The organism is Achromobacter sp. ES-001 (assembly GCF_019448355.1).
Classification (GTDB): domain Bacteria; phylum Pseudomonadota; class Gammaproteobacteria; order Burkholderiales; family Burkholderiaceae_B; genus Achromobacter; species Achromobacter spanius_B.
Window position 1 is genome coordinate 5,499,215 of sequence record NZ_CP079940.1, and the last position, 14,072, is coordinate 5,513,286.

A 14,072-nucleotide genomic window follows, 5' to 3' on the forward strand; every position below is an offset into this window, starting at 1 on the left:
CAGATTCGAACGGGTATTTCCTTGCAGTTCGCTCATCCCAAGACTCCTGTGCGCGCGACCAGCACCATGACCAACAGGGCATAGCCCGCCGCGACGATATCGTCCCACATGACGCCAAAGCCACCCTTGATATGGGCGTCGAAGAACTTGATGGGCGGCGGCTTGACGATGTCGAACGTGCGAAACAGCGCAAACGCCAGCAACTGCGACAACCAACCCGCCGGCGTCAGCCACAGCACCAGCCAAAACGCCACCATCTCGTCCCAGACCATTCCGACATGATCGGCCTGCCCAAGTTCACGGCCTACGCGATGGCAAGCCCAGCAGCCATACAGAAAGGCCAACGCCAGGAACACGCCAATCGCCAGGTCGGATGCCGCGGGCGCGGCGGCAACCCAGATGCCCCAAGCAAGTAGCGTGCCCCACGTGCCCGAGGCCGGCCGGATCAGGCCGCTGCCCAGGCCAAAGGCGATCAGGCGGCCAGGGTCACGGCACACCCACCCAAGCGTGGGATACGCAGCCCGCGAGCGTTCGCGCATGGACGGGGAGGACTTATCGGAAGAGGACATGGTGCCTGGGCCGCTTGAAAGAGGGAAAGGAAAACGGAAACCGGAATCGGCTATTCACATTCAAGCCGCCGGAAAATGATCGAAGCCGGCGGGCAGGTCGGCCAGCGGCTGACCTTGCGCATCCAACACGCGCAGCCCGGGTTGGGCCAGTGTGTGGCCAACGCGCGTCACCCGCGCTTGCGCCTGATCGGCGGCCTGTTGCACGGCCTCGCGCCGCGCGGCGGGCGCGGTAAAGCACAGCTGATAGACGTCGCCCCCGCCCAATACGGCGCGGCGACGCGGCGCATCGTCCAGCGCCGCCAAGGCGGCAGCCACCGGCATGCGGGCGTATTCCAGGTTGGCGCCCAGGCGGCTGGCGGCCAGGATGTGCCCCAGGTCTTGCAGCAAGCCGTCCGACAGATCGATGGCGGCGCGGGCAATGCCGCGCAGCGCCAGACCCAGCGGCACCTGCGGTTGCGGCCATTCCAGCGCGGGGCGGGTTGCGGCCAGCAAGGCGTCGTTGGCGGGATACTGGCCGTCCAGCAATCGGTAGGCCACATCCGCCGCGCCCAGTTCGCCCGACACCCAGATATCGTCGCCCGCCTGCGCGCCGTCACGCCGCAATGCCTGCCCGGCGGGCACCGCACCGAACACCGTCACGCTGATGGCCAGATCGTGCGCGCTGCGGGTGGTGTCGCCACCGATGAGCGGGCAGCCGTGGGCATCGGCCAGTGCATGGAAGCCATCCGCGAAAGCAGCCAGCCAGGGTTCGTCCAGGCGCGGCAAGGCCAGGCCCAGCACGCACCCAATCGGGCGCGCGCCCATGGCGGCCAGGTCGGACAGGTTCACGGCCAGCGCCTTGTGACCCAGGGCGCGCGGGTCCACGTTGGAAAAGAAATGCCGGCCTTCCAGCAGCAGGTCGGTGCTGGTGGCGACCTGCTCGCCGGGCGGCACGGGAAACAACGCGCAGTCATCGCCCACGCCCAACAAACCCACAGGCGCGGTGCGGGTGAAATAGCGCGCGATCAAGTCAAATTCGGACGCCACGGCAACTCCGATACGCCGGCCGGCGGCCGGCTGGAAAACACATAAGAAAGGGGTCAGGCGCGGACCACGCCTGGCGCACCGTACAACGATGCGCGCAGGGCAGCCCGCGCCTGACCCCTTAAGAGGCCATCAGGCGAGGTCAGCGTCGCTGCTGCGCCGCCGCCTGGACCTCGTTGGCGCGCACGTCGGCAGCCAGTTTGTCGAGCACGCCGTTGACGAACTTGAAGCCGTCGGTACCGCCGAACGACTTGGCCAGTTCAACGGCTTCGTTGATGGCAACCTTGTACGGCACTTCGACATGATGAATCAGTTCGAAGCTGCCGATCAACAGGATGCCATGCTCAACGGGCGACAACTCGGCCAGCGGGCGGTCGACATAGGGCGTGAAACGCTCGCGCAGCGCCGGGGCTTCGCGCAGGACACCATGCAGCAAGGTCTTGAACCATTGCGCGTCGGCCTCGGAAAAATCCTCGGTGTCGCGCAGATGGGCGTCGATCTCGCCGGCGTCCTGCGTGCCTTCGCCGCCGCGCAGCAGCCACGCGTAAACGCCTTGCAGCGCGAATTCGCGTGCACGGCGGCGTGCGCTGCGCGCGTTGGCGCGGGCTTGCGCCGCGCTATCAGCGCTGGTCGTCGTCTTCTTCGTCGTCAAAATCTTCGTCCTCGTCGTCTTCGTCTTCGTCTTCTTCCTCGGGTTCCAGCGCCGCCACCAGGTTGGCCATTTCAACGGCCACCTGGGCGCAATCGCGGCCCTTGCCGGCGGCGCGGGCTTGCGCCTGCTCGTCGGTGTCGACGGTCAAGACGCCGTTTGCGACGGGGATGCCGGTTTCCAGGGAGATACGGGTGATTGCAGTGGCCGTTTCATTGCTGACCACTTCAAAGTGATAGGTCTCGCCACGGATGACGGCGCCAAGCGCGATCAAAGCGTCGAATTCAAACGTTTCGGCCATGTGGGACAGGGCCACGCCCAGTTCCAGGGCGCCCGGGACGGTGGTGACCATCACGTCGCGTTCGTCCACGCCCAGCTCGGCCAATTCCTTCAGGCACGCTTCGAGTTCGGCCTGACCGATTTCTTCGTTGAAGCGAGCGCGAACGATGCCGATGTGCAGCCCTTCGCCGTTCAGGTCGGGGGTAAGGATGTAAGGGTTCATGTGTCGGCCTTAAGTGTTGCGGGAGTATTCTGCGGGTCGCAATCGTAACCCGTAATGGTCAGGGAGAAGCCCGCCATGCTGGGCATCTTGCGGGGCCGGGCCAGGAGCCTCATCTGGCCAACATTCAGGTCACGCAGGATCTGCGCGCCGATGCCATAAGTGCGCAAGCCGAAGCGGTCGGTGCTGGCGGCGGCGTCGGCCTGGGCCTTGGGGTCGCTCCAGCCGGCAATCTGGCCAAACAGGTGTTCGGTGGAAGACTGGCAATTCATCAAGACAAGTACGCCAGCCGGCGCGGCGGCAATGGCTTCCAGGGCCTTCGCCACGCCCCAACTATGCGGGCTGGCGCCGGTGTCCAGCACGTCCAGCACGGAAGCCGGTTCATGCACTCGCACCAGCGTTTCGACGTCGGGAGAAACGTTACCATGCACCAGCGCCAAGTGGGCGGAGCCGGTGGCGGCGTCTTCGTAGGCCACGGCCTCGAAGGTGCCCCAGGCGGTCTGCATGGGCCGCTTGCCCACGCGCTTGACGATGGATTCGTGTTCGCTGCGGTACTGGATCAGGTCGGCGATGGTGCCGATCTTCAGGTTGTGCTGGCGGGCAAATTCCACCAGGTCCGGCAAGCGGGCCATGGTGCCGTCGGGCTTCAAGATTTCACAGATGACGGCGGCGGGCGTCAGGCCGGCCATGGCGGTCAGGTCGCACCCGGCTTCGGTGTGGCCGGCGCGCACCAGCACGCCGCCGGGCACCGCGCGCACCGGGAAGATGTGGCCGGGCTGGACCAGGTCGGACGGCTTGGCATCGCGCGCCACCGCCACCTGGATGGTGCGGGCGCGGTCGGCGGCCGAAATACCGGTTTCAACGCCTTCGGCGGCTTCGATCGACTGTGTGAAGTTGGTGCCGTAGCGCGTGCCGTTGCGGGCCGCCATCATGGGCAGCTCCAGCTGGCGGCAGCGTTCTTCGGTCAGGGTCAGGCAGACCAGGCCGCGGCCGTGGGTCACCATGAAGTTGATGGCTTCGGGCGTGACGAATTCGGCGGCCATGACAAGGTCGCCCTCGTTTTCACGGTCTTCTTCGTCAACCAGGATGACGATGCGGCCGGCGCGAAGCTCGGCGATGATCTCGGCAACCGAAGCGATACCGAAGGATTCCGGCTCGGAGCCGGGCAAAGAGGACAACTGGACGGACATGGCGGGCACGCAAACCAGGCGGGAAAGCCCGGATTTTACCGCCCCTGGGCCCAGAACCCCTATTGGTCTGCAAGAAGCCCGTTCGGCGGGGGTCATACGGTTAAACTTTCGCCCGGAGATCCCCCTTAAAACTCGAAGGAAAAACCTCATGCAAGCCCTTGCGGCCATGCCTTTGACCGTGGCGGCGGCGGTTCGCGTCGTCCTGACCGACATCGACGACACGCTGACCACCGAAGGCCGCCTGCCGGCCGACGCCTACGCCGCGCTGGAACGCCTGGAGGCGGCTGGTATCCAGGTAGTGCCCATCACCGGCCGCCCGGCCGGCTGGTCTGACCATATCGCGCGCATGTGGCCGGTGCGCGCCGTGGTGGGGGAAAACGGCGCGTTCTACTATGCGTATGACCGCCAGGCCCGCCGCATGACGACCCACTACTGGACGGACGCCGCCTCGCGCCAAGCCAGCCGCAAGCGCCTGGATGCCATCCGCGACCGCGTGCTGGCCGAGGTGCCGGGCTGCGCGGTGGCCAGCGACCAGGACTACCGCGTGGCCGACCTGGCCATCGATTTCTGCGAAGACGTGCCCGCCCTGCCCGATTCGGCCGTCAGCAAGATCGTCCAGATCTTCCAGGACGCCGGGGCGCAGGCCAAGGTCAGCTCAATCCACGTGAACGGCTGGTTTGGCGACTACGACAAGCTGACCATGACGCGCACGATGTTCCAGCGGGAATTCGGCCAGGACGTGGCCGACGCGCTGGACAGCACGCTGTTCATCGGCGATTCGCCCAACGACGAGCCCATGTTTGCGTACTTTCCGATTTCGGTGGGCGTGGCGAACATCCAGGCGCAATTGCACCGCTTGAAGGACCGCCCCGCGTTCGTGGCCGCCTATCACGGCGGCGCCGGGTTCGTCGAAATGGCCAACCGACTGCTGGCGGCGCGCCAGCAACCGCAGGCCGCGCAATCATCCCCAGCCCGATCGGCATAAAAGCAGACACACCGTGGCCACCTCCAAGACCCCCGCGGCGCCCGCCAATGATGGCCGCCGCAGCATCCAGTCCATCGAAGTGGGCGTGCCGTTGTTGTCCGCCCTGGTCGACGCCGGCAAGCCGCTGACCCTGCGCGACCTGGCGGCGGGCGCCGGCATGACGTCCGCCAAGGCGCACCCCTATCTGGTCAGCTTCATCCGCGTGGGGCTGGTGCAGCAGGATGCCGTTACCGGCCAGTACGAGCTTGGCCCCTTCGCCTTGCAGATGGGGCTGGTCAGCCTGCAACGGCTGGACCCGGTGCGCATCGCCATGCCGGAGATCGCCAAGCTGCAATCGGACATCGGCCACACGCTGGGCATCGCCGTGCTGGGCTCGCACGGCCCCACGATGATCCACATGACCGAAGCCAGCTACCCGGTGCACGTGAACATGCGCAAGGGCACGGTGATGTCCATGCTGCACACCGCCACGGGGCTGGTGTTCGCGGCGTGGCTGCCGCCCAAGGTCAGCGAACACTACATCGCGCGCGAAGAAGGCGACACCGCCGTCATCGCCAGCGTGCCGCCGCCGCGCAAGGCGTCGCGCGCCAATATCGAAGCCCAGCTGGCCGACATCCGCGTGCACGGCATGGCGCGCGCGCTGGGCAACCCGCTGCCGGGCGTAGATGCGCTGTCGGTGCCGGTGTTCGACAACACCGGCAACATCGTGCTGGCACTGACCAGCCTGGGCCCGACGGGGCTGTTCGATGTGTCGTGGGACGGCACGATTGCCAAACCGCTTTTGGCCTGCGCGCACGAGATCTCGCGCAAGCTGGGCTATCGGGGCTGATCCCCCTGCCCGCGTTCGCAAACAAACGAACATAAAGCGAACAACTCGAACAAATCCCGAAAAGAAAGGCAGGGACTTTCCCAGGTGTGCCTGTCCCCTCTTGTGTGTTTGAATTCAGGAAATATTCAAATTCATCCCAAGAGGAGACAAAACCATGCACGCGATGCGTCTAATGCAAGCGGCCGCCCTGGCCGCGTTCGCCGTTGGCGGTTCCGCCGCCAACGCCGCCGATACCTGCTCGAACCGTGGCGATCTGGACCAGATGTACTGCGACGCCAACAAGGATCTGGTGGCCGACACGCCCGCCGATGCATCCAAGCAGAAGACGCCGTCGACCCTGGTGTTCACCTACACCCCCGTGGAAGACCCGGCGGTGTACGAAGACATTTTCAAGCCCTTCACCAAGCACCTGTCCGAATGCACGGGCAAGCGCGTTGTGTTCTATCAGGTGCAAAGCAACGCCGCTGAAATCGAAGCCATGCGCTCGGGTCGCCTGCACGTGGGCGGCTTTTCGACCGGCCCCACTGCCTTCGCCGTGAACATTGCCGGCGCGGTGCCGTTTGCCGTCAAAGGCTATGCCGACGGCTTCCAGGGCTACAACCTGATCGTCATCGTCAAAAAAGACAGCCCCTACCAGAAGCTGACGGACCTGAAGGGCAAGAAGCTGGCGCACACCGCGCCGTCGTCGAACTCGGGCCACATGGCGCCCGTGGCCCTGTTCCCCAAGGAAGGCCTGACGCCGGACAAGGATTACAAGGTGATCTTCTCGGGCAAGCACGACCAGTCCGTCATGGGCGTCAATTCCGGCGACTACGACGCCGCCGCCGTGGCGTCGGACGTGTTCAAGCGCATGGTTGAACGCGGCCAGGTCAAGGAAGCCGACTTCCGCGTCATCTACCGTAGCGAAAAATTCCCGACTTCGTCGTTCGCCTACGCGCATGACCTGGAGCCCAAGTTCCGCGACCAGATGCTCAAGTGCTTCTACGACTACCGCTTCCCCGCGGAAATGTCCAAGGCCTTCGATGGCGCCGACCGCTTCTATCCGGTGACCTACCAGAAGGACTGGGCCATCGTCCGCCAGGTGGCTGAATCGGGTGGCGAAAGCTTCAACCGCGCCGCCTACGACCGCGAATCCGCCAAGAGCAAGAAGTAATCCAGCATGACGACGTCGCTACGCATTTCCGGCCTGGTCAAGGAATACCGGGCCGGCCGGCCGGTTCTCAATGGCATCAACCTTGAAATCGCCGGCCAGGGCCTGACCGCCATCATCGGCCCTTCCGGCACCGGCAAAAGCACGCTTCTGCGTTGCATCAACCGGCTGATCGAACCCACCCAGGGCGAGATCGTGTTGCAGTCCAAGGAAGGCGCCGTGGACCTGGCCCGCGTGCGTGGCGCGTCGCTGCGCCGCGCCCGCCGGCGCATCGGCATGGTGTTCCAGGAATACAACCTGGTCGAACGCCTGACCGTGATGGAAAACCTGCTGACGGGCCGGCTGGGCTATACCTCGGCGCTGAAGGCCTGGATGCGCCGCTTTGAGCCCGAAGACATCGAGCACGCCTACAAGCTGCTCGATACCGTTGGGCTGGCCGGTTTTGCCGACCAGCGCGCCGATGCCCTGTCGGGCGGCCAGCGCCAGCGCGTGGGCATTGCCCGTGCCCTGATGCAGCGCCCGCAGCTGCTGCTGGCCGACGAGCCGACCTCGTCGCTGGACCCGAAGACCTCCGTTGAAATCATGGAATTGCTGTCCGACCAGGGCAGCGCCACCGGCATCCCCGTCATCGTCAACATCCACGACGTGGAACTGGCGCGCCGCTACGCCACGCGCATCGTCGGCATGTCCGGCGGGCACGTGGTCTACGACGGCGACGGCCAGGGGCTGGACGCCACCATGCTCAAGACCATCTACGGAGGCGAGTCTTGGCTGGAATGACGCACCCCCGGGGCGGCCGCCCCTTTGCCATGTCCGGGCGCGCCAAGGCGGGCCTGGTGTTGCTGGTGATCTACACCCTCTATGCGGGCGCGCAGCTGGATTTCAGCTGGGCGCGCTTTGAAACCGGCATGGGACACGCGTCGACGTTTCTTTCGCGCATGTTTCCGCCCAATTTCGAAAAGCCCGCCACCTTGTGGAAGGGCATTGCCGAAAGCCTGGAAATTGCCGTGCTGGCCTCGGTGCTGGGCATTCTGTTCGCCCTGCCCGTGGGCCTGCTAGGCGCGCGCAACATGATGCCCGCCTGGGTGTCCTGGCCCGCGCGTTCGCTGGTGGCCCTGTGCCGCGCGCTGCACCCGGTCATCGTCGCCATCCTGTTCGTGAAGGCCGTGGGCTTTGGCGCGCTGGCGGGCATCCTGGCGTTGACGGTGGCGTCCATCGGTTTCATCGGCAAGCTGTTCACCGAGGCCATCGAAGAGATCTCGCTCAAGCAGGTGGAAGCGGTGCGCGCCAGCGGCGCGTCGTTCGCCAACGTGATCATCTTTGGCGTGCTGCCGCAGGTGTTCGCGCGCTTTATCGGCTTTGCCACCTACCAGTTCGACTCAAACCTGCGCAACTCCACCATGGTGGGCATCGTGGGCGCGGGCGGCGTGGGCGGCACGCTGTTCTCGGCGTTCCAGCGCTTTGACTACGACTTCGTCAGCGCCATCCTGCTGACCTTGATTGCCATCATCATGCTGGGCGAAATCATCGCGGGCTTCGTGCGCGCTGTATTCCTGGACAACCTGGGGTTCGACCGCATCCTGCAAGGCCGCTTTGCCGGCGCGCGAGGCATCGGTACCGGCAAACCGCCGGTGGCCCGCAAGGCGGAGGTGGAAGAATGAACGCCCACGCCTCAAGCCTGAATCCGCCCGGCTCGCCGCGTGTGTGGCAGCGCTACAGCATGGGCCAGCGGCTGCTGCGCTTTGCGCTGTACCTGCTGGTGGTGGCAGCCATCGCGCAGGCCATACGCGGCGTGGAGGTCATACCGGAATTCCTGTATGACGCGCCCGAGCAGATGGCCGACCTGTTCCGCCGCATGTGGCCGATCGACTGGGCCTACTACCCGGACGGCGTGCACAACGCGCTGATCGAAACGCTGCACATCGCCACTCTGGGCACCATCCTGTCCGTCTTCATGGCGGTGCCGGTGGGCCTGCTGGCGGCCAACAACCTGACGCCCAGCAAAACCATCAACATGCTGGCGCGATTGATCCTGGTGTCCAGCCGCTCGGTCAATTCGCTGGTATGGGCGCTGCTGTTCATCGCCATCTTCGGACCGGGGGCGCTGGCCGGCACGCTGGCGATTGCGTTCCGCTCGATCGGGTTCGTGGGCAAGCTGGTGGGCGAAGCCATCGAAGAAGCGCAGCGCGGGCCGATCGAAGCGGTTACCGCCACGGGGGCCAGCAAGGCGTCCGTGCTTTGGTATGCCTACTGGCCGCAGATCCGCCCGGCGTTCTGGTCCATCGTGCTGCTGCGTTGGGACATCAACGTGCGCGAATCCGCCGTGCTGGGGCTGGTGGGCGCGGGCGGTATCGGCATGGCGCTGGATACGGCGCTGAACCTGTTCCAGTGGGATCGCGTGGCGCTGGTGCTGGCCGCCATCTTCGTGGTGGTCGTGCTGGCCGAAATCATCATCACGCAGGCGCGCAAGCGCATCCTGTAAGCCCTGCTTCCTGATTACGCTTGTCGGTTTCCCCTGACCAGCGCTCCTTGGCGCCGCCCTTGAAAAAAGGCGGCGTTTTTCTTTTGACCGGGCAACAGTGGCTTGTTGTGCACCGCGAATGGCGACTATGCTCGATGTGACCAAAATATGAACCGTCATCAAATCCGCCCCTTTGCTTGATTAAGATCTCGGCTTTTGCCGTCGGACACCCACCGCCATGTCGGAACAGGAATTGAAACTGCACGTGCCCGCCGCGACGCGCCAGGCCGTCCAGAACGAAGTCAAGCAACGCGACGCCACGCGCATCCGTTTGCACGCCATGTACTTCGACACGCCCGAACGCGAACTGGCGCGGGCGCGCATTGCCATCCGGCTGCGTCAGGAAGGCCCGGACTGGGTGCAGACCCTGAAGATGCCCGGCATCAACGCCATTACGCGCATCGAACTGAACCACCCCCGCCCCGGCCCCGTGCTGGACCTGTCCGTCTATGCCGGTACCGAAGTCGAAGAGGCGCTGGCCGCAATCAAGGGCGAACTGGGCCTGCGCTATGAAACCGACGTGCTGCGGCTGCTGCGCAAGGTCCGCACCCGTTACGGCACGGTCGAACTGGCCTTCGACACCGGCATCCTGCGCGCGGGCGCGCTGGAGCTGCCGATTTCCGAACTGGAATTCGAGTTGATGTCGGGCCGCCCCGCCGCCATCTTCGCGGTGGCGCGTGGCTGGCAACAGCGCCACAGCCTGGTGCTGGACCCGCGCAGCAAGTCCGAACGCGGCGACGCGCTGGCGCAGTTGGCCCACAAGCTTGCCGTTGAAGACGCCAACCCGGGCGACGATCTGGAAGCGCGCCGGGCCCAAGCCATTGCGCAATTCTGGGCACCGCGCGGCGCGGCCCCGGTCAAGCTGCGCGAAGACATGACGGCCCCGCAAGCCCTGGGCCGCATCGCCGCCGAATGCCTGGACCAGATCGCGCGCAACGCCGCCGTGTTGGCCGAAGTCGATACCGAAGGCGTCTACCGCGCCGGCAATTCCGAACACGTGCACCAGCTGCGCGTGGGCGTGCGCCGCCTGCGCTCGGCCTGGAAGCTGTTCGACGGCTGGGTCGCGCCGGTGCCGGACACGCTGCTGCAAGGCGTGCGCACGCACTTTGCCGCCTTTGGCGCCAACCGCGACCAGGACGTGCTGAACGAAACGGTGGCGCCCGCGCTGATCCACGCAGGCATGCCGGTGATTCCGATGGAAGCCGCGCCGCCTGAGCAGGACGCGCGGACGATTGCCGCCGGCAAGGCGTTTCAGGCCTGGCTGCTGGAGCTGCTGGAATGGAGCCTGGATGTGCCGCCCGCGTCGCCATCCGGGGGCGCGCAGGCCGTGGCCAACGGCACGCCCAGCGATGCCGCGCCCGAACCGGCCATCCGGCTGGAAGGCGGCCTGGCGGCCACCAGCGTGAAGCCGACCATCATCCCCATGCTGGCGCCCGAACCCGACCCGCACCACCTGCGCAAGCAGCTGGCGCGGCGCCTGCACCGCTGGCACAGCAAGGTGGCGGAACAGGGCACGCAGTTCGCCAAACTGGATATCCCCACGCGCCATGAATTGCGCAAGCGTGGCAAGCGGCTGCGCTACAGCCTGGCGTTTGCCGAATCGCTGCTGCCGGCCGCCAAGCTGCGCGGCTATCGCAAGCTGTTGTCCCGCGTGCAGGACGTGCTGGGCGAAATCAATGACCTGGCCGTCGCCAAGGACTATTACGAGTCGTGCACCGCCACGCATCCGCAAGCCTGGTTCGCGCTGGGCTGGATCAGCGCGCGCCTTGAAGAGCTGGCCGTGGACGCACAAAAGGCCTTCGACGCCCTGGCGAAAAGCAAGCCTTTCTGGCGCTAGGCCAGGCCGCGCGCGGCTGCGCCACGCGCGTCGGCGCTGTGGCCCCTGCGTGCGCGAATCGGTTGCGGGGCAGTGCCCAACGGGTGCGTCGGCGCCTCGGCCCGTGTACCGCATCTTCGCGACAATTGGCCGCGCGCCTTGCACCTGGACACGCATCTAGCAAGGCGTTTCAAAAAAAGGGCCAGAGTCAGCAACGGGTCAGCTTGCTGTCAATTTGTCGACATCCGCGACACCAATACTGGATCGCTGTCGCCCGGCCGCCCTGCGCCGGTCGCATTCGTGGCCCGCAGCATCCCGCCCGACATTCGTCCTGTGTGACGGCACGACGGCCCTTGCGGGCCGTCAGCCCATCCTCAACGACCGAACCATGGAAACCCAATCCCCCTTGCTCGCCCATGCAAGACGAGGCCTTGCGGCCTTATGCGCCTTGTCGCTGGTGTTCGCGCTGTCCGCTTGCGGCGGCGACGACAACGACTCTGACGAACCGGCTCCTGCTCCGCCCACCACGACGCCCACCCCGCCCGCGCCCCCTGCCGCGTGCGCGGTGCACTGCGCGCCTTGAGCCCGTTTCCCATCGATCACCAGGACAGACAAGCCAATGACGTTCGACGCATCCAAACGAAAGTTCTTCAAGACCACCGTGGGCGCCACCGCCGCGGTCAGCGCGCTGTCGATGTTTCCGCCCAGCATCCGCCGGGCGCTCGCCATTGAAGCCAGCAACGCCACCGGCACGATTCAGGACGTGAAGCACGTCGTGATGCTGATGCTGGAAAACCGTTCCTTCGACGGCTACTTCGGCACCTTCCCCGGCGTGCGCGGTTTTGGCGACCGCTTTCCCATTCCGCTGGCCAACGGCAAATCGGTATTCCACCAGACGCGCAGCGACGGCACCGAGGAATTGCCCTATCACCTGGACGCCGCGCAGGGCAACGCGCAACGCGCCGGCAGCACGCCGCACTCGTGGCCCAATTGCCAGGCTGCGTGGGACCACGGCCGCATGAACAAGTGGCCCAGCGCCAAGCAGCCGCTGTCCATGGGCTACTACGAAACCGCCGAAGTGCCGTTCCACCGCGCGCTGGCCGACGCCTTCACGCTGTGCGACAACTACCACTGTTCGATGCACGCCGGCACCATCCCGAACCGCCTGTTTTTCTGGACCGGCACCAACGGCCCGTCGGGCGACAACGTGTCGGTGGTGATGAACGAATGGAACGACGGCGCCGACGTGGGCCCGTCCACCGAAGGCTGGACGTGGACCACCTATGCCGACCGCCTGCAAGCGGCCGGCGTCAGCTGGAAGGTCTACCAGAACATCCCCGATAACTTCGGCTGCAACGAGATGATGAGCTTTCGGCACTGGCGCGCCGAGATCGAAAAAATGCCGGCGGACCGCCGCGTCACCAATCAGGGCGGCCCCGCGTACAACCCGGCCATCGACGACCAGTACAGCCCGCTGGCCAAGGGCTTTGGCAACACGATGGCCGACGGCGGCTTCCTGCAAAGCCTGCGCGACGACGTCGCGAACGGCACGCTGCCCGAAGTGTCGTGGATCATTCCGCCGGCCGCCTACAGCGAGCACCCCGGCCCGTCCAGCCCCGCCAAGGGCGCGTGGTACATCCAGGCCGCGCTGGACGCGTTGACACAGTCGCCCGAGGTCTGGAGCAAGACGGTGTTCCTGGTGACCTACGACGAGAACGACGGCTTCTTCGACCACATGCCGACGCCCTCGGCGCCGTCGCGCAACGACGATGGCACGCTGGCCGGCAAGTCCACGCTGACCGACGCGCAAATGGCGTTCGAGTATTTCGACTACCCGCCCGCCACGCCCAAGCAGCTGACCGCCGACGGCAAGCCGTTCGGGCCGGGGATGCGCGTGCCGATGTGGGTGATTTCACCGTGGAGCCGGGGCGGCTGGGTCAATTCGCAAGTGTTTGACCACACCTCCGCGCTGCGCTTTCTGGAACAGCGCTTTGGCGTCGTGGAACCCAACATCAGCGCGTTCCGCCGTGCCGTGTGCGGCGACCTGACCACCACGCTGGACTTCGTGACGCCCAACAGCGCCCGCCTGCCGACCCTGTCGGGCCGCACGACCAAGACGGACGCCGACGGACTGACGACCTGGCAGGAAGCGCAGCCGGCCATCGCCATCCCCACGCAGCAAACGCTGGCCCCGCAGGCCTCGGGCACACGTCCGTCGCGCGCGCTGCCGTACGAGCTGCACACCAGCGCGCGCGAGCAAGCCCGCGAGAACCGCGTGCAGCTACTGTTCGCCAACGCAAGCGGTGCGCAAACGGCAGCCGTCTTTCATGTGTACGACAAGCTGCACCTGGACCGCATTCCGCGCCGCTACGTGGTCGAAGCGGGCAAATCGCTGGATGACGTCTGGGACGTGTCGGGCGACAGCGGCCAGTACGATCTGTGGGTGCTGGGCCCCAACGGCTACCACCGTTCGTTCTCGGGCGACTTGATGCGCGCGGCCGGCGCACAGCCCGAAATCCAGGTTTGCTACGTGCCGTGCGACGACGCCCAGGTGCAGGTGAAGCTGCACAACAATGGCACGCAGGACTGCGTCTTCACGGTGCAAGCCATGGCCTACCGCAACGATGGCCCGTGGACGGCAACGGTGGCGGCGGGACAGGTCGGCGAACTGAGCTGGCCGGTCACCAGCAGCGGCCAGTGGTACGACTTCACGGTGGGCTGCGACACCTACCCGGCATTCAAGCGGCGCTTTGCGGGCCGCATGGAAACGGGCAAGCACGGCATCAGCGACCCGGCGATGGGGCAGCTGGACAGCTGAAAATAAAACGGGACGGCGCCTTG

14 protein-coding genes are annotated in these 14,072 nt (G+C 65.9%); 9 read left to right on the forward strand and 5 right to left on the reverse strand.

Features of this window, described 5'->3' with window-relative positions:
• Positions 1 to 32 precede the first annotated feature (32 nt).
• The 5 genes from KYT87_RS24965 to ribBA form a co-directional block, all read right to left on the reverse strand.
• Entirely contained in the window at positions 33 to 539 is a 507-nt protein-coding gene (locus KYT87_RS24965) for a phosphatidylglycerophosphatase A (protein ID WP_046803772.1), read from the reverse strand.
• A 90-nt stretch (positions 540 to 629) separates the two neighbouring features.
• The gene (gene thiL / locus KYT87_RS24970) at positions 630 to 1,595 is read right to left on the reverse strand and encodes a thiamine-phosphate kinase (RefSeq protein ID WP_219991111.1); all 966 of its coding nucleotides are present in this window, start codon (positions 1,593 to 1,595) and stop codon (positions 630 to 632) included.
• Between the two features lie 139 nt (positions 1,596 to 1,734).
• Positions 1,735 to 2,244 (reverse strand): transcription antitermination factor NusB, encoded by a 510-nt coding sequence (nusB, locus tag KYT87_RS24975; RefSeq protein ID WP_006227614.1) that lies wholly within the window; start codon positions 2,242 to 2,244, stop codon positions 1,735 to 1,737.
• On the reverse strand, positions 2,213 to 2,743 hold the full coding sequence (gene ribH, locus KYT87_RS24980) for a 6,7-dimethyl-8-ribityllumazine synthase (RefSeq protein ID WP_046803770.1): 531 nt from the start codon (positions 2,741 to 2,743) through the stop codon (positions 2,213 to 2,215). Before ribH ends, nusB begins: the two co-directional genes overlap by 32 nt.
• Positions 2,740 to 3,930, reverse strand: a complete 1,191-nt coding sequence (gene ribBA / locus KYT87_RS24985; protein ID WP_046803769.1) for a bifunctional 3,4-dihydroxy-2-butanone-4-phosphate synthase/GTP cyclohydrolase II — start codon at positions 3,928 to 3,930, stop codon at positions 2,740 to 2,742. The genes ribH and ribBA overlap by 4 nt, the downstream gene beginning before the upstream one ends.
• A gap of 148 nt (positions 3,931 to 4,078) precedes the next feature.
• On the opposite strand from ribBA, the gene KYT87_RS24990 reads away from it, so the two are divergent.
• The 9 genes from KYT87_RS24990 (at position 4,079) to KYT87_RS25030 (ending at position 14,049) form a co-directional block, all read left to right on the forward strand.
• Positions 4,079 to 4,915 carry an HAD-IIB family hydrolase gene (locus KYT87_RS24990; protein ID WP_219991112.1) on the forward strand — a complete coding sequence of 279 codons (837 nt, stop codon included), beginning with the start codon at positions 4,079 to 4,081 and terminating at the stop codon, positions 4,913 to 4,915.
• Between the two features lie 13 nt (positions 4,916 to 4,928).
• Positions 4,929 to 5,744, forward strand: coding sequence for an IclR family transcriptional regulator (locus KYT87_RS24995; protein WP_046803767.1), 816 nt, complete (start codon positions 4,929 to 4,931; stop codon positions 5,742 to 5,744).
• A gap of 154 nt (positions 5,745 to 5,898) precedes the next feature.
• Positions 5,899 to 6,897, forward strand: coding sequence for a phosphate/phosphite/phosphonate ABC transporter substrate-binding protein (gene phnD, locus KYT87_RS25000; protein ID WP_104141987.1), 999 nt, complete (start codon positions 5,899 to 5,901; stop codon positions 6,895 to 6,897).
• Positions 6,898 to 6,903: 6 nt separating this feature from the next.
• A complete protein-coding gene (gene phnC, locus KYT87_RS25005) occupies positions 6,904 to 7,674 on the forward strand; it encodes a phosphonate ABC transporter ATP-binding protein (protein WP_046803765.1) in 771 nt (256 codons plus the stop codon).
• Complete coding sequence (gene phnE / locus KYT87_RS25010) at positions 7,671 to 8,555, forward strand: phosphonate ABC transporter, permease protein PhnE (RefSeq protein ID WP_143215319.1); 885 nt, start codon at positions 7,671 to 7,673, stop codon at positions 8,553 to 8,555. Before phnC ends, phnE (KYT87_RS25010) begins: the two co-directional genes overlap by 4 nt.
• Positions 8,552 to 9,376: a phosphonate ABC transporter, permease protein PhnE gene (gene phnE, locus KYT87_RS25015; RefSeq protein ID WP_046803763.1), complete on the forward strand. Its 825-nt coding sequence runs from the start codon at positions 8,552 to 8,554 to the stop codon at positions 9,374 to 9,376. Before phnE (KYT87_RS25010) ends, phnE (KYT87_RS25015) begins: the two co-directional genes overlap by 4 nt.
• A 217-nt stretch (positions 9,377 to 9,593) precedes the next feature.
• Complete coding sequence (locus KYT87_RS25020; RefSeq protein ID WP_219991113.1) at positions 9,594 to 11,252, forward strand: CYTH and CHAD domain-containing protein; 1,659 nt, start codon at positions 9,594 to 9,596, stop codon at positions 11,250 to 11,252.
• A 367-nt stretch (positions 11,253 to 11,619) separates the two neighbouring features.
• Entirely contained in the window at positions 11,620 to 11,814 is a 195-nt protein-coding gene (locus tag KYT87_RS25025) for a hypothetical protein (RefSeq protein WP_104141982.1), read from the forward strand.
• 36 nt (positions 11,815 to 11,850) lie between these two features.
• On the forward strand, positions 11,851 to 14,049 hold the full coding sequence (locus KYT87_RS25030; protein ID WP_046803761.1) for a phosphocholine-specific phospholipase C: 2,199 nt from the start codon (positions 11,851 to 11,853) through the stop codon (positions 14,047 to 14,049).
• Positions 14,050 to 14,072 lie beyond the last annotated feature (23 nt).

What these genes read in the sequence shown, in the direction of transcription:
- KYT87_RS24965 (WP_046803772.1), bottom strand. Translation starts at nt 539, where the DNA reads ATGCGCGAACGCTCGCGGGCTGCGTATCCCACGCTTGGGTGGGTGTGC.
- ribH (WP_046803770.1), bottom strand. Translation starts at nt 2,743, where the DNA reads ATGAACCCTTACATCCTTACCCCCGACCTGAACGGCGAAGGGCTGCAC.
- ribBA (WP_046803769.1), bottom strand. Translation starts at nt 3,930, where the DNA reads ATGTCCGTCCAGTTGTCCTCTTTGCCCGGCTCCGAGCCGGAATCCTTC.
- KYT87_RS24990 (WP_219991112.1), top strand. Translation starts at nt 4,079, where the DNA reads ATGCAAGCCCTTGCGGCCATGCCTTTGACCGTGGCGGCGGCGGTTCGC.
- phnD (WP_104141987.1), top strand. Translation starts at nt 5,899, where the DNA reads ATGCACGCGATGCGTCTAATGCAAGCGGCCGCCCTGGCCGCGTTCGCC.
- phnC (WP_046803765.1), top strand. Translation starts at nt 6,904, where the DNA reads ATGACGACGTCGCTACGCATTTCCGGCCTGGTCAAGGAATACCGGGCC.
- phnE (WP_143215319.1), top strand. Translation starts at nt 7,671, where the DNA reads ATGACGCACCCCCGGGGCGGCCGCCCCTTTGCCATGTCCGGGCGCGCC.
- phnE (WP_046803763.1), top strand. Translation starts at nt 8,552, where the DNA reads ATGAACGCCCACGCCTCAAGCCTGAATCCGCCCGGCTCGCCGCGTGTG.
- KYT87_RS25020 (WP_219991113.1), top strand. Translation starts at nt 9,594, where the DNA reads ATGTCGGAACAGGAATTGAAACTGCACGTGCCCGCCGCGACGCGCCAG.
- KYT87_RS25025 (WP_104141982.1), top strand. Translation starts at nt 11,620, where the DNA reads ATGGAAACCCAATCCCCCTTGCTCGCCCATGCAAGACGAGGCCTTGCG.
- KYT87_RS25030 (WP_046803761.1), top strand. Translation starts at nt 11,851, where the DNA reads ATGACGTTCGACGCATCCAAACGAAAGTTCTTCAAGACCACCGTGGGC.